The 13,074-nt window shown below is 62.3% G+C and carries 14 protein-coding genes and 2 pseudogenes; 11 read left to right on the forward strand and 5 right to left on the reverse strand.

What is annotated here, in order from left to right; translation table 11 throughout:
- Positions 1 to 43 precede the first annotated feature (43 nt).
- Positions 44 to 586 (reverse strand): tetratricopeptide repeat protein, encoded by a 543-nt coding sequence (locus ABIB00_RS08560; RefSeq protein ID WP_247353193.1) that lies wholly within the window; start codon positions 584 to 586, stop codon positions 44 to 46.
- 251 nt (positions 587 to 837) lie between these two features.
- Between ABIB00_RS08560 and ABIB00_RS08565 the strand changes: the two genes are divergently transcribed.
- The 4 genes from ABIB00_RS08565 (at position 838) to ABIB00_RS08580 (ending at position 3,392) form a co-directional block, all read left to right on the forward strand.
- The gene (locus tag ABIB00_RS08565) at positions 838 to 1,206 is read left to right on the forward strand and encodes a His-rich protein BRANT (RefSeq protein WP_247353195.1); all 369 of its coding nucleotides are present in this window, start codon (positions 838 to 840) and stop codon (positions 1,204 to 1,206) included.
- 255 nt (positions 1,207 to 1,461) lie between these two features.
- A complete protein-coding gene (locus ABIB00_RS08570; protein WP_247353197.1) occupies positions 1,462 to 1,896 on the forward strand; it encodes a hypothetical protein in 435 nt (144 codons plus the stop codon).
- Positions 1,897 to 2,183: 287 nt separating this feature from the next.
- The gene (locus tag ABIB00_RS08575; protein ID WP_247443348.1) at positions 2,184 to 2,897 is read left to right on the forward strand and encodes an outer membrane protein; all 714 of its coding nucleotides are present in this window, start codon (positions 2,184 to 2,186) and stop codon (positions 2,895 to 2,897) included.
- A gap of 252 nt (positions 2,898 to 3,149) precedes the next feature.
- Positions 3,150 to 3,392: a hypothetical protein gene (locus tag ABIB00_RS08580; RefSeq protein WP_354104033.1), complete on the forward strand. Its 243-nt coding sequence runs from the start codon at positions 3,150 to 3,152 to the stop codon at positions 3,390 to 3,392.
- 42 nt (positions 3,393 to 3,434) lie between these two features.
- On the opposite strand, the gene ABIB00_RS08585 is transcribed toward ABIB00_RS08580, so the two are convergent.
- A complete protein-coding gene (locus ABIB00_RS08585; protein ID WP_247353201.1) occupies positions 3,435 to 3,689 on the reverse strand; it encodes a hypothetical protein in 255 nt (84 codons plus the stop codon).
- Positions 3,690 to 3,992: 303 nt separating this feature from the next.
- Entirely contained in the window at positions 3,993 to 4,370 is a 378-nt protein-coding gene (locus ABIB00_RS08590; RefSeq protein WP_247353203.1) for a hypothetical protein, read from the reverse strand.
- A gap of 101 nt (positions 4,371 to 4,471) precedes the next feature.
- Between ABIB00_RS08590 and ABIB00_RS08595 the strand changes: the two genes are divergently transcribed.
- Positions 4,472 to 4,636: a hypothetical protein gene (locus ABIB00_RS08595; protein ID WP_247353206.1), complete on the forward strand. Its 165-nt coding sequence runs from the start codon at positions 4,472 to 4,474 to the stop codon at positions 4,634 to 4,636.
- 3 nt (positions 4,637 to 4,639) lie between these two features.
- On the opposite strand, the gene ABIB00_RS08600 is transcribed toward ABIB00_RS08595, so the two are convergent.
- Positions 4,640 to 4,831 (reverse strand): hypothetical protein, encoded by a 192-nt coding sequence (locus tag ABIB00_RS08600; protein WP_247353207.1) that lies wholly within the window; start codon positions 4,829 to 4,831, stop codon positions 4,640 to 4,642.
- Positions 4,832 to 5,344: 513 nt separating this feature from the next.
- Here ABIB00_RS08600 and ABIB00_RS08605 point away from each other — a divergent pair.
- The 5 genes and pseudogenes from ABIB00_RS08605 to ABIB00_RS08625 all read left to right on the forward strand — a co-directional run.
- Positions 5,345 to 5,916: pseudogene (locus ABIB00_RS08605) on the forward strand (methyl-accepting chemotaxis protein); the annotation flags it as partial.
- Positions 5,917 to 6,167: 251 nt separating this feature from the next.
- Positions 6,168 to 6,872, forward strand: a complete 705-nt coding sequence (locus tag ABIB00_RS08610) for a class I SAM-dependent methyltransferase (protein WP_354104034.1) — start codon at positions 6,168 to 6,170, stop codon at positions 6,870 to 6,872.
- Between the two features lie 102 nt (positions 6,873 to 6,974).
- The gene (locus ABIB00_RS08615) at positions 6,975 to 8,810 is read left to right on the forward strand and encodes an outer membrane protein assembly factor BamB family protein (protein WP_354104035.1); all 1,836 of its coding nucleotides are present in this window, start codon (positions 6,975 to 6,977) and stop codon (positions 8,808 to 8,810) included.
- Positions 8,811 to 8,921: 111 nt separating this feature from the next.
- Positions 8,922 to 9,334, forward strand: a pseudogene (locus ABIB00_RS08620) (GFA family protein).
- A gap of 268 nt (positions 9,335 to 9,602) precedes the next feature.
- Complete coding sequence (locus tag ABIB00_RS08625; protein WP_354104036.1) at positions 9,603 to 9,803, forward strand: hypothetical protein; 201 nt, start codon at positions 9,603 to 9,605, stop codon at positions 9,801 to 9,803.
- A 172-nt stretch (positions 9,804 to 9,975) separates the two neighbouring features.
- On the opposite strand, the gene ABIB00_RS08630 is transcribed toward ABIB00_RS08625, so the two are convergent.
- Positions 9,976 to 10,245, reverse strand: a complete 270-nt coding sequence (locus tag ABIB00_RS08630; protein WP_354104037.1) for a hypothetical protein — start codon at positions 10,243 to 10,245, stop codon at positions 9,976 to 9,978.
- Positions 10,246 to 11,002: 757 nt separating this feature from the next.
- On the opposite strand from ABIB00_RS08630, the gene ABIB00_RS08635 reads away from it, so the two are divergent.
- Complete coding sequence (locus ABIB00_RS08635; protein ID WP_354104038.1) at positions 11,003 to 12,637, forward strand: hypothetical protein; 1,635 nt, start codon at positions 11,003 to 11,005, stop codon at positions 12,635 to 12,637.
- Positions 12,638 to 13,074 lie beyond the last annotated feature (437 nt).

Genomic DNA, 13,074 nt, shown 5'->3' on the forward strand with positions numbered 1-13,074 from the left:
CCTGCGGTTGTGCCCATTTGCTTCATTCGAAGATGCGGCGTCTTTAGTAAACGAGGGTCGCGCCGGTCGGCTTGTCGAGCGCCGTGGCAAGCGAGCGATACTCGGAGCTGTCGGTGCCGGCGAGCGAGGCGATCTTGTTCAAGTGATACTGCGCCTGCTCCCGGTTGCCCTGCTCGAGCTGCCAGAGGCCGTAATACTGCCAGGTGCGGACGTGGTTCGGATCGTCCTTCAGCGCCAGCTCGTAATAGATCTTCGACGATTGGTAGTCGCCGATCTTGCGATAGGAATAGCCGATCAAATTGGCGACGTCGGCGACGTCGTCGCGCTTGAGCGACTTCAGCTGGCCGATCGCACCCGTGTAGTCGTGATTGTCGTAGATCGTGGTGTAAGCGGTACGGTACGCGGCAAGGAATTTCGGATCGCTGACGGAGGAGCTCTTCTTCTTGCCCTTCTTGGTCGAGGTGTCCGACTTCGGCGGCGACGAGGGTTCGTCGCTGCCTGCGGCATAGGCGCTGGTCAGAGCCGGCCCGGCCGCCAACGTCATGGCGACAAGTCCTGGCACAAGAAGCGTTGAGAGTTTGCGCATCTAAGTTCTCCCGTATGAAGCGTGGCGATCCTACACGATTGCCCAGAGACCGGAACACCCGGCGCGCAAAAACATTCCCCGCCGCCCCGGTCTATTCGCCCTGCCGCAGATGACAAACGTGTCATCGAGATGAACGGAAACCTGCAAAGGGCTTCAGACTGGGTTCAGCGCCCGCCGCCTAGGCTCTCACCTATGATCGAAGGGTAGGCGAGAGGGTGCCGCCTCAAGATCCTTCCAAGAGGAGACTAACCATGTTGAAGACCATTTCCGCAGCCTTGCTCGCAGCTTCCGTGATTGCAGCTCCGGCCTTCGCCACCGAAGCCGGAAAGACCACCACGACCACGCCGGTGATCAAGGCGGACCAGAGCCAGACCAAGGTGTCGACCACCGCCGCGAAACCCGACGCCGGCCTCAAGGCGGACGCCAAGGTCTCCGACATCAAGGCGGGCGCCAAGGTGGATACCAAGTCGAAGGCGATGAACGCCAACGCCGCGGTCACGCCGGACCAGCACAAGACCGTGCGCACGCATCGCCACCATCACAAGCATCTGGCGGCGAAGAAGTCTCTGAAGACGCAGCCGGACGTGACCAAGCCGGCGACAATGGACAAGCGCAGCTAACGACTGATCCGGCGCGGCGACGTCGTAGCATTGCCCAGTCGCCGCGTGAGGAATTCAGGCCGGCCCGTCGATTTGGCGCCTGCGCGAAAGCGCAGCCGTCGGCGGCGGGCCGGTGCGCTATCGGCAAGGCTCTTGGCGGCAAGGCTTGTGGCGGCAAGGCTTGTGGCGGCAGGACGTGCGAGCAGGACCGAATTCCCTTCGCGCAATCTTGAGGCTAGAACAGCTTCTGGTCTGATTGAACGGAGAGCGTAAGCGGTGGGGCAATTGGCGAAACGAGCGGTACGCCTGGCATTGATCCTGGCATTGCCGTTGGCGCTGGCGGCATGTTTCGGCAGCGACGGTGACCGTCCAACCCTGATGGACGGGACCCAGGCCGGCGGGCCGCAGCCGTTTCCCGACAATTTCCGCAGCGATACGCTGGCCTTGATGCGCAGCTATCTGAACAACCCGGTGGGCGTGCGCGACGCCAGCATGGCCGAGCCGTTGCAGCGCGAGGTCGGCGGCCGCCAGTTCTATGTCAGCTGCCTGCACTTCACCCCACGCGAAACCGACGGCACCTACAAGGCCATGCGGGAACGCGCCGTCATTTTCGTCAACGGCCGGGGGGACCGCGTCGCTGATCGCGCCAGCGAGCTGTGCGCGGGCGCGGTTTACGTACCCTTTCCGGAACTGGAAAAGATGACGCGGTAGCGCAAAGCCCGCCTTCATCGGCTGATGGTAGGACAGGGGCCGCCGGAGCTGCCGGATCACATTTCGGCGAGCTTTGAACGGGGTGGTTTCGCCTTGCGACAAATTGTTACGCAGATCTTTGCGCAGGCTGGGAAGACAGCCGGTACAAGGCTACGTGATGGAACAAAGTCGCGTTGTTGCCGCTCTGTCACAGTTGCGAACGATCAACGTTCCGGCATCGCCGCGAAGCAACCCAATTCACGCCACGTTGTTTCCTGAGTGTCGTTAATGAAAGAACGGGGATGATCATGAAAACGATTTTGCTGGGCGCAGTCGCTCTGCTTGCGCTGGCCGCGCCGGCCGCAGCAGCGGATATGCAGGCGCGCACCTACACCAAGGCTCCGGCCTATACGCCGCCGCAGGTGATCTACAACTGGACCGGTTTCTACATCGGCGGCCATGTCGGGGGCGCCTTTGCCGGCGACAGCAGCTTCCAGTCGAGCGACGCGCGCTTCCTGGGCGGCGTGCAGGGCGGCTTCGACTACCAGTTCGCGCCCAACTGGGTCGTGGGTATCGAGGCCCAGTATTCCTGGCTGCCGACCAACAATAACGGTGTCACGTTCCCGCTGGGCTCGCAGGTGACGTCCAATACCGACCAGATCGGTTCGGTGACTGGCCGCATCGGCTACACCTGGGGTCCGGCGCTGCTCTATGCCAAGGGCGGTTACGCCTGGCGCAATGGCGGTCTCGGCGTCAACGTCGCCGGCGTGCCCCAGACATTCACCACCACAGGCAACAGCAAGGACGGTTATACCGTCGGCGCCGGCCTCGAATACATGTTCGCGCCGAACTGGTCGGCCAAGGCCGAGTACCAGTACTACAACTTTGGCAGCACGACCTTCACCTCCACCTCCGGTCCGCCCGACATCATCGGCGTCCGGGGCCGGGACGACGAGCATACCGTCAAGGTCGGCGTGAACTACCGCTTCGGTTGGGGCGGTCCGGCAGCCTCGCGCTACTGACGCGCCACCAACGACCACGATCTGACAAAGGCCGGCTCCCGCCGGCCTTTCGTCTGCCGGGCCCTCGTGGGCCAGCCTTTTGTTTGCATTGCATCAACCATCTGGCGCGTCATTTGCAGGCGAACATTCCAGCGCGCGCCTTCTCACGCGCGTCATGGAGCTCGGGTAAAGCAAAAATAATTTTTGCCGCTTACGGAACTCACGCGCCGGAACGCATTATATGACAATTACCGGGTTGGTGGGACGACGGACATGCGTATCTTGGTGTCGGCAGTGGTGCTCTCGTGCTTCGTCAGTTTGCCGTGCGCTGCCCAAACAATCCTCAAATTCGAGCCTCTGATGCTGGCACCCTATGAGGTGGCCTTCGTCAAGGACGCCTCGTGCTCCTCCGGCAAGGTGCTGAAGGTCACCGGCGCGATCCGTGGGCTACATCGCCGGAAGGCCTGCGTGGCCTTGGCGGGCGAGCAGGCCTCGCTGGCAACCGCGACGCCCTGAGACTTTTCCGAGCTCTGACTTTCTCAGGCGTCCAGTCGGATTCTACGAATTCAGCTCGAGCTCCAACCTGGACTGGCGATCGGCCTCGGCCTTGTTCCTGGCGGGGTCCTCACCCTGTGCGGCCTGGCAGGGCTTGATCTCGTAATCGTTGTCGAGCACCCGGCGCGGGCCAAGGCGATCGTCGTCGGCACTGACATCCACGACGAGGCCACTCCGCTGCGCGAGCTTCCAGATATCGGACTCATCAGGGTAGGCCTTGCTGATCTGGGCATCGTTGCAGAACAGGGCGTAAGGCATTCTTCCCGCTCCCGGAAACCGCGATAACGATTTTGCGGGGGAGGGGTTCCCGTCGGCCGGTTGATCACATGGCCGTGATGTGCGGCGCCGGGCCCTGAGTCCTTAACGAGTCCTGAATCCCGAAAAAAAGAATCCTTGGGACTCGTTTGGCGGAATCAGCGGATGTTTTCGGCCATGACGAGCGACCCGAAAACCTCCTGCGGGCACATGCTGCTGCCCCTGACGCTGGCGCTGTTCGGCGCCTGTGCGGCCAATCTCTGGCTGGTGTGGTCTTGGCTGTAGGCCCGCGACAGAGGCCCGGCTTTACTTTTCAGCCGCTGGACGGGGAGAGACGTCGCGGATGGCGGCGCGCAGTTTGGTCAGGGTGGCCGTGCAATATTCCTCGCGCTCGCGCTCGAACCGCTCCTGATGCTTGCGGAAATTGGCGATGCGGGTCTGCATCTCGGCTCGGACCTCGTAGCGCGCCGCCCGCGGCGTCAAGACAGGCGAGGGCTGCGCCGGCGGAGCGGGCCGAAGCGGTTCGATCTCGACGACGGTCTCGAGGGGGATGATCTCCACCGACGCGGCCGCTGCCGCCATCGGGATCTCCGGCGGATGGAGGTCATCCGTTTTGCCGGTTACCGATTGGACGAAGGCCATTGTCTGCGCGATCAGCGCGTCGCGTTCCCTGATCCACTTCATGGTGCACCTTTGTTGGGGCTATTTCAGCAAAGCTGGCCAGCCGAATCAAGAAGGTGTTTGTTGGGGATTGCATATTTTTCCCGCCCGCCTGACAGTGGGGAATGGATGCCAAAACGGACCATTCGGACGAAGCGGACGGCCTGAGGCTCGTTCGCGCGTTCCTGTCGCTGCCGCCCGACAAGCGGGCGGAGGTGATCGCGTTCGTGGAAGAATTGGCGCGGGCCCAAAGCCGGCCCGAGGAGGGCACGGAGGTCTCGCCGGGGTGAGCGCTATCGCTCCCGCGGATTGACGTTGGGCTCGAACGGCGCCCCGACCACCCGAACGGGTGTCGGCGCGGTTACGTCGGTAGCAGCCCTTTCGGCCATCTGCTGCGCCGGAGCGGGCCCCAGTGTCAGCTCGAACAGCGCAACTGTGCCAGCCACGACGCCACAGCACAGCGTGACTATCGACAGCAGAAACATGTTTCGGTTTTCTTCTCGGATCCGCATGGGCCGACAACGGCTGAGGCGAGCAACCGGTTCCGCGCCGGCCCTGTCGGGATCATCGCAGCCGTCCCAATTTTCTGCCAACGCTTAATCCCTAGCGTCGGGCATTGGAACCGCGGGACATGGAAGGTCGCGCTGATCGTGGCCGTGATGGGCAGCGTGCTTGCCGCCGTCGCCGCGTTCGGGACGCGCGAACTTTCGGCGACCGTCGACGGCTTCGCCGAACTCTCCGCTGCGCAATCTTCCGCGCTCAACCTGACGGGGGCCCAGCGGCGCGCCGAGACCTATCATGCCGCGCTCTACGCGGTTTTCACTGAGGCTACGGAGGCGGGCAATGCCAATCGCCTCAAGACCGCGATCCAGAACCGCGATGAAACCCCTCAATTCCTGGAGGCGGCGGAGCAGGACGATCCGGCGCGCGCGGGCCAGATCAGGAGCATCGGCGACCAGTTGAAGGCCGTGTTCGCCGGCTGCGATCCGGTGCTGAAGTCCGTCACCCAGGCCCGCACCACGACGGAGCGCGTCAGCGCACTCTCGGTTGCGGCGACGCGCATCGGCGACGTCGTCGAGCTGATCAACACCATCGCCGGCCAGACCAACCTTCTGGCGCTGAACGCCACGATCGAGGCGGCACGTGCCGGCGAGGCCGGCCGCGGCTTCGCGGTCGTCGCCGCCGAGGTGAAGACGCTGGCCGAGCAGACCGCGAAAGCGACCGGCGAGATCAGCCAGCAGATTTCCGGCATCCAGACCGCGACCCAGGAATCCGTCAACGCGATCCGCGACATCTCCGCGACGATCGAGCGGCTCTCCGAGGTGTCGTCGACCATCGCCGCGGCCGTCGAGGAGCAGGGCGCCGCGACCCAGGAGATTTCGCGCAACGTGCAGCAGGCCGCGCACGGCACCCAGCAGGTCTCAACCAACATCACCGACGTGCAGCGCGGCGCGGTCGAGACCGGCTCGCCTCCTCGCAGGTGCTTTCCACCGCCAAGTTGCTGGCGACCGACAGCAACCGGCTGAAGGACGAAGTCGGGAAGTTCTTGCGGACCGTGCGCGCCGCGTAAGTCTGCGCGGCGGCTTTGGTCGCCGCGCGCGCTATCGCGCCAGCAGAAAACCGAACGCGATGACGAACAGCACAGCCGTCATGATGACGGCCGTCGCCGCGCCGGCGGCGATTCTGGCCTTCTCTTTGGCTGTGGTGGAGCGCATGGGGCCCAGACGCGACGGATGACCTAAGCAGGCTCGCTTACGGACCATTTCGGACCGCTCGCTTTGCCTGTATACTGCGGTTGCGCCGGAAGTCACATCCCGTCCCATGATCGCCAATCGTCCACCTGTGCTCGCCCATGAGCGGTTCGCCGCCGACCGCGACAGTTTCGCGGGCCTCGACCTCGTCGCGCGGTTCGAGCAGACGAACCTGTGGGGCGCGACCAGTTCGGTGTCAGGCCTCGGCTCGGAGGATGCCGCAACCGCCGCGATCCGCGAGGCGCTTCCTTTATTGCTGCAACGGCTCGGCGTGCGCTCGCTGCTCGATGCGCCTTGCGGCGATGCCGGCTGGATCGGCCGCATGAAGCTCGATCTCGACTACACCGGCATCGACATCGTGCCGTCGCTGATCGCGGCCAACAACGGGCGCGCGGCTCGCGGCGAACTGTCCGGCCGATTTCTCGTTGCCGACATCACGCGCGATGCATTGCCGCGCGCGGATGTCGTTCTGTGCCGGGACTGCCTGGTGCATTTGAGCTTCGACAACATCGTTCGTGCCGTCGACCGCTTCCGGACGAGTGGCGCGCGTTTCCTGCTGGTCACGACGTTTCCCGAATGGGACGGCAATCGCGATTGCGAGGACGGCGACTGGCGGGCGCTGAACATGGAGAAAGCGCCGTTCGATTGGCCGGCGCCGCGCGAACTGATCAGCGAGCGTTGCGAGGAGGGCGGTGGCGGCTGGCGCGACAAGAGCCTCGGGCTGTGGCGGCTGGATGAATTGCCGGATGGAGCCCGCATTGCCACGGATGTGTGACAGGCGCGAGCGGAACGTCCATTGCCTCAGTGTTGGCCGTCGCGATACACTTGTGGTTGTGTGAAGCGATCTCGCATTGCGGTGACGATGCCGGAGCACGCCATGAGGACGAGTTTTGTCGTAGCCGCTCTGTTGATCTGGTGCTCCGCGCCGGCACTGGCGCAGCAGGACGGCGCTGCGCTCTACGCAACACAGTGCGCACAGTGTCACGACGGCGATGTCCAAAACCGCGTGCCGGGCCGCAGCGCCATGCAGGCGATGTCGTTCGATCATGTGCTGGAGACTTTGACCTCCGGCAGCATGTCAGCGATGGCGAAGGACCGCAGCGACGGAGAGCGCCGTGCAATTGCCGCCTTCGTCACCGGCAAGTCCGCGACCAGTGCCAGTGCGGTCGACGCGGAGGGACGCTGCATGCAGCAGGCCGGCCGCTTCCCGCAAACGCTGGACGGCCCGCGCTGGAACGGATGGGGCGTTGACGTCAACAATAGTCGCTTCCAGCCGGCCGACATGGCCGGTCTGACCGCGGAGCAGGTGCCGCACCTGCGGCTGAAATGGACTTATGCCTTTCCCGGCGCCTCGGTGTCCTTTGCGCCGCCAACCATCGTGGGCGGCCTGCTGTTCATCGGCGGCACCGACCGCAAGGTGCACGCGCTTGACGCGCGAAGCGGCTGCACGCTGTGGACATTCGCGGCCGATGCCGCCGTGCGCGCCGCGATCAGCTTTGCACAGCTTCCGGGCTCCGATCAGTTCGCGATCTTCTTCGGCGATTTGCGCGCCAACGCCTATGCCGTGAACGCGCTGACCGGCACGGTGATCTGGAAAACCAAGGTCGAGGAGCATGCGGCTGCGCGCATCACCGGCGCGCCGACGCTGCATTCCGGCGTGCTCTACGTGCCGGTGTCTTCGCTCGAGGAAGCCGTCGGCTCGCAGGCCTCTTACGAATGCTGCACCTTCCGCGGCAGCGTGGCGGCGCTGGACGCCGCGACTGGCAAGACCGTCTGGCAGGCCTATACGATTCCCGAAGTGCCGCATCCGACCGGCAAGAATGCGAGGGGCACGCAGCTATTCGGCCCGTCCGGCGCCGCCGTCTGGTCGGCTCCGACGATCGATCCGAAGCGCAGCGCGATCTATGTCGCGACCAGCAATTCCTACTCAAATCCGCCGTCCGCAACCAGCGACGCGATCCTCGCCTTCGATCTTGCGACAGGAAAGCTGCTCTGGAAGCAGCAGGCGACGCCGAAGGACGCCTATGTCGTGGCGTGCTACGGCGCGGACAAGACCAATTGTCCCGAGGATCACGGACCCGATCACGATTTCGGCCAGTCGCCAATTCTCGTGACCCTGCGCGACGACAGGCGCGTGCTCGTCATTGCGCAGAAATCCGGCGTCGTGCACGCGCTCGATCCCGATGACGGCGGCAAGATCCTGTGGCAGACGCGGATCGGGAAGGGCGGCCCGCTCGGCGGCAGCGAGTGGGGCTCGGCCGCCGACCAGGACCGCATCTATGTCGCGAACTCCGATGTGCGCTTTACGCGCGACGGCACGCGGCGGCTCGATTCCACCCAGGGCGGCGGTCTGTTCGGGCTCGACCTCGTCAGTGGAAAGATTGCAATGGAAGTGCCGCCGGTCGCCTGCGGTGACCGCCCCCAATGCAGTCCCGCGCTGTCGGCGGCGGTGAGCCTGATCCCGGGCGTCCTGTTCTCCGGCGGCGTCAGCGGCTTCCTGCGCGCCTACGCCACCGCCGACGGCAAGCTCTTGTGGGAGTTCGACACCGCGCAGGATTTCAAAGCCGTCAACGGCGTCCCCGCTTATGGCGGCGCAATCGACGGCCCGGGGCCGGTCATCGCCGGCGGCATGCTCTACACCAATTCCGGCTACGGCCAGTGGAGCGGCGTTGCCGGCAACGTACTGCTGGCGTTCGAGGTGGAGAAGAAGTGAGGGCCGTCATCGGCGCGATTTGCGGCAGGACAGAACCAGCACCATCGCCCATGCAGACTCTGCTGGAACAAAACACCGGGCGTTCGAAACGTGAGGAAGCGGAGGTGCTCGATGATTGATGTCAGATGCAGTTGTGGGACCGTCAGGCTTTCGCTTCCGGGTCCATCCAACCTGGTAGTCGCCTGCCATTGTGTCGATTGCCAGCGCCGAACCGGCGCGCCGTTCGGCGTCGGTGCCTTTTATCCGGTTGAGGTCGCACGATCTCGGGCGCGCCGAAGGAATACGTCCGGCCAGCCGCAAGCGGCGGCAAGGTGCGCTTCCATTTCTGCACCGATTGCGGCTCAACCGTCTATTGGAAGGCGGACAATCTGCCCGCGCTGATCGGAGTCGCCGTCGGCACGATTGCGGACCCGAACTACCCGGCCCCGATCAAATCGGTTTTCGAGCAGTCGAAACATGCGTGGGTCGAGATCGACGGCGCCGAGCATCTTCAAGGCGGGAGCGCGCGAAAGTCGTCGAGCTGAGAGCCGCGCGTCAAAAGCTGGTGCCGGCTGAGGGGATTGGTCAGTTTAGCCGACAGGAAACACCGGGGATTGTGACTTTTGGTGTTTGGTCGGAGGAGGAGCGCCCGCGGGCCGGTTCGTCCTCGGGCGTCGCCCATAGGTCCTAGCGTACAAATTGCGAACGAGGGTGTTCCGCCAAGCGAACGCCCTCGTGCAATATTGTTGCCCCTTGGAACCTTGGAGGACCTGAAAAGATTTCCGGTACAGCGAATCATGAAGGAGGATTTTCATGAAGCGCCACCGGTTCAAACAGGACAGGACGCTAGGCGAGCGGCTTATCAAGGAAGCGCGGCTAGCGAGAGAAAAGGCAGATCAATTCCCGGCAGACGACGCGGAGCGTGAAGTGTTTTTGAAGAAGGCCCGCGAATTCGATGCCGGCGCCAACATTGACGGATGGCTTAACTCGCGCGGATTGCAACCGCCGAAGTAAGGCGTATGATTCTGGCTGATTTACAACTGAGGGAGGTGCGCTTGGCAGCCGACCTAGTTTTGAAACTTGCCATCGTTGGACTGGGCGTCTTTTCGACGGTCTTAGTCTCTATGTTGTATTTCAATCTGTAAGAGAGAGGCCGCCTCAAAAGGGGCGGCCTCGCCGTTAACAATCAGTACCGGCGATAGCCCCGGTGATAGCCATACGCACGGTGGTATCCGTAACCTCGACGCACGCCATAGCCATAGCGACCGACGCCGTAGCCATACCGTCGATAGACCGGTGCCGTGCGGACACAGCCGTTCGGACCACAAACCAATGCGACGCTCTCAACGTTTGATGTTTGTCCGAGAGGGGCGAGCGGCATAGCCGATGCCGCACTAGCGGTGAACGCGGCGCCGCTGAGCGCGATTAGTCCAACGAGTGCGAACTTGAGTTTCATGGTGTCCTCCTGTGGAGCGCTGGAACGCATGGCACGGTAGGAAGTTGCACATGAACGAGGGATGAGCAGGAACTTAATTTCCGGCAACAATCGTGAACCGGGACGAACGTCTGCAGAATTTCTACCGCGCGACAAATTGATCCACTTTTACAAATCACATTCTGTGATTCCGCCGGGCAGCGCACGCCGGGCCTTTTTCGTGCGCATAGCCCCAATAAGGACCATGTCTAATAGATCGATTTCATTATCTACCTGAAATCCACTCTCGCTGCGGCTTCAAGGAAATTGCTATCGGCCCAAACGCCTGCTTGGCCGCGGCGGGCACCCCACTGCACTTGAGCGATTTAAAGCCAACTTGGAGCAAATCTCGGGGAGCGGGGACAAGGTGGACCATCAGATTGGCGCTGCTTTCCGCGAGTTGGTCGACAGCGTCATTGTTATGCCGAGGAAGGCCGGGGAGCCTTACACAATCGAGACCCGTGGACGGCTGGCAGCGTTGATTAGGGACAAAGGGAGCCCCGATCGGTAAGGCTGCAATGTCGGCTAAATCGCTGGTGCCGGCTGAGGGGATTGAACCCCCGACCTTCGGTTTACAAAACCGGTTGCCTGTAAACAGGATATCGCCTGGAGGGGCCCAAAGCGCAAAATATGTTGACAGTTTAATAGGTTATTAAGGAGCCTAAGATTGGACGCTTGTGGAACGGGCCTTCGGTCTCCATACTTATGTATCCCCGTGTATCCCCAAAAGGCCCAGGAAATGGCGAACAAGCGATACGCGCTGACGAAGGATTTGCTGAGCGAGGCCGGGACGAAGCGCGACGCGGACGCTGAATGCCAGTTTGCGATCGATAATCCCAGAGGCCTGAGCATCCGCGTCAGGGGCGGAGAAGTTGCTTACTATGTGCAGGCTCGCACGCGTGTCCGAGGCCAAAAGTCCACGGTCGTAAAACGGCGGCTTGGTGCGGTGGGAGACTTCACGTTCGCCCAGGTGAAGAAGATCGCCACGGAGGCAATATTCGCGATCAAGAACGGGCGCGATCCGGACGCCGTCATCGAAACCAGGCTGATGGGTGGCGACGAAAAGTCCGTCGCTGTCGCAGTTGACCGCGCTGAAGCCTTAAAGGGAGAACTGTGGACTTTCGAGACGCTGATCAATCATTACGCGCGACGAACGAAAAGCTCGAAAGATGGTGGTCGAAATGAAGCAGCCAAATTGCGCCTTGCACCTTCGTCCATTACCGAGCTCGAGACCCGATTGCGAGATCGGCCGGAAAACGCCGAACTCAAGAAGCGCTACGTAAAGGAGCTCCGCCTCGAAGATCTTGAAGAGGTTCGGGACCGCATTGATGCCAGCGGTTCAGGTCCCTCGGCTGGGGCAAAATACGTCGATCTCGCAAAGCGGGTCCTGCGCTGGGGACTCAAGCAAAAGCGGCGCTTCACCGGCCTCGAGCCGACCGCGACGTGGTGGGAGGCATTATCCCATGAATATGAAATGGAAGATCGCTCGAAGCGTTATCTGACCCCGGCGCAGATCGGGATGCTCATTGCGCTTCTGGAGGCTGTCAGACCTTTGGGGGGCAATAACAACGATGCGGTCCTGGGTGCCCTGCAGGTTTCATGGATGATCCCTCAGCGGAGCTCTGCTCTGGTAAACATGCTCGCCTTGGGCTCCGATCGCTGGATTCCTGATCCCGCACCGGAGCGTGCCGGCTGGCGCGTTTATACCTGGAAACCGGATGAGGTGAAAAACAAGCGCGAAATCAAGCTGAGCGTCCCGCCGATTGCGATCGAGATCCTTGAAAGAGTGGCGCGGTACTCGAAGCAACAATTGGGCGCGGTCTCCACTTGGGCGTTTCCGCAGGATCGCAAGAAGTATCGCGTGCGCGCTCTCGCTGCTAAGCAACGTAAGGATAATCGCGTACCGGCCCATCTGGATAAAGCGATTACCCCTTCCTCACTCAATCACGCGCTCGATGCCCTAGCTGGACGCAAGCCGGGATGGCCGGATCTGCTCACTGTCGTCGGGCTGCCCAACCGGATTGGCCCTCACGACGAGCGTCGGTCCGTTACGAGTTTCTTCGAGAATTTCGGCGAAGGTGCATACGCATCCGCGCTCCTGGATCATCGCGTGAGCGGTGCAGACAAGATGTCGCGCGAGGTCGCTGCCATCACCCAGAGCGTTTACAGCGCCGCCGACCGGGTGGTGTTCAAGGGCGAAGGCATGCTGATCTGGATGGAAGCGGTATTGCCGGCCTACGAAGCTGCAAAGAAGGATCCGCGCTTGGCGAAGGCAGTTGAAATGCGAAAGGCCGCGTTGACGAATGGGTTGTCGGATGAGAAGGCGAGCGGCCGATCCAAGGCGCGTCCTGCGGGCACGCTTGCCTCCGCTTAGGAGCGGGGGCGAGTCCCTTCCCCGCTACCAGATCCACCGTAACCCCTTGATCTCCCAGACTTGCCGATCGAAGTCTCGACGCTAGGGATGTCTCATTGATACATCCGGAAGCAGGGTCAATCAATCGCACGTCGAAGTGCGGTAAGTCCTTCGATAACCTGAAGGTCATCGGTTCAAATCCTATCCCCGCAATCAAAATTTCATATGCACATTGCAGGACGGAATATCGGAGATCGCTGGGCCGTAGGGCCCGCTCTTGCGAGCCCCTAGGGGCTCGCCATTATGCGCCAAGGCGCTCTTCCCCTTGTCGATCAGGTGGATACCATCTTCGCCAGGTTGTTCATCGATATACATCCCAAGCGTTTGTCGCTTATAATCACAACTGCGACGTCCTTTTGAGTCGCGCCGATCCATTGCAACAAAGCCATTCTTATGTC

This window comes from Bradyrhizobium sp. LB14.3, from assembly GCF_040547985.1.
Classification (GTDB): domain Bacteria; phylum Pseudomonadota; class Alphaproteobacteria; order Rhizobiales; family Xanthobacteraceae; genus Bradyrhizobium.

What these genes read in the sequence shown, in the direction of transcription:
- ABIB00_RS08615 (WP_354104035.1), top strand. Translation starts at nt 6,975, where the DNA reads ATGAGGACGAGTTTTGTCGTAGCCGCTCTGTTGATCTGGTGCTCCGCG.
- ABIB00_RS08590 (WP_247353203.1), bottom strand. Translation starts at nt 4,370, where the DNA reads ATGAAGTGGATCAGGGAACGCGACGCGCTGATCGCGCAGACAATGGCC.
- ABIB00_RS08630 (WP_354104037.1), bottom strand. Translation starts at nt 10,245, where the DNA reads ATGAAACTCAAGTTCGCACTCGTTGGACTAATCGCGCTCAGCGGCGCC.
- ABIB00_RS08585 (WP_247353201.1), bottom strand. Translation starts at nt 3,689, where the DNA reads ATGCCTTACGCCCTGTTCTGCAACGATGCCCAGATCAGCAAGGCCTAC.
- ABIB00_RS08565 (WP_247353195.1), top strand. Translation starts at nt 838, where the DNA reads ATGTTGAAGACCATTTCCGCAGCCTTGCTCGCAGCTTCCGTGATTGCA.
- ABIB00_RS08600 (WP_247353207.1), bottom strand. Translation starts at nt 4,831, where the DNA reads ATGTTTCTGCTGTCGATAGTCACGCTGTGCTGTGGCGTCGTGGCTGGC.
- ABIB00_RS08595 (WP_247353206.1), top strand. Translation starts at nt 4,472, where the DNA reads ATGGATGCCAAAACGGACCATTCGGACGAAGCGGACGGCCTGAGGCTC.
- ABIB00_RS08580 (WP_354104033.1), top strand. Translation starts at nt 3,150, where the DNA reads ATGCGTATCTTGGTGTCGGCAGTGGTGCTCTCGTGCTTCGTCAGTTTG.
- ABIB00_RS08610 (WP_354104034.1), top strand. Translation starts at nt 6,168, where the DNA reads ATGATCGCCAATCGTCCACCTGTGCTCGCCCATGAGCGGTTCGCCGCC.
- ABIB00_RS08625 (WP_354104036.1), top strand. Translation starts at nt 9,603, where the DNA reads ATGAAGCGCCACCGGTTCAAACAGGACAGGACGCTAGGCGAGCGGCTT.
- ABIB00_RS08560 (WP_247353193.1), bottom strand. Translation starts at nt 586, where the DNA reads ATGCGCAAACTCTCAACGCTTCTTGTGCCAGGACTTGTCGCCATGACG.
- ABIB00_RS08635 (WP_354104038.1), top strand. Translation starts at nt 11,003, where the DNA reads ATGGCGAACAAGCGATACGCGCTGACGAAGGATTTGCTGAGCGAGGCC.
- ABIB00_RS08575 (WP_247443348.1), top strand. Translation starts at nt 2,184, where the DNA reads ATGAAAACGATTTTGCTGGGCGCAGTCGCTCTGCTTGCGCTGGCCGCG.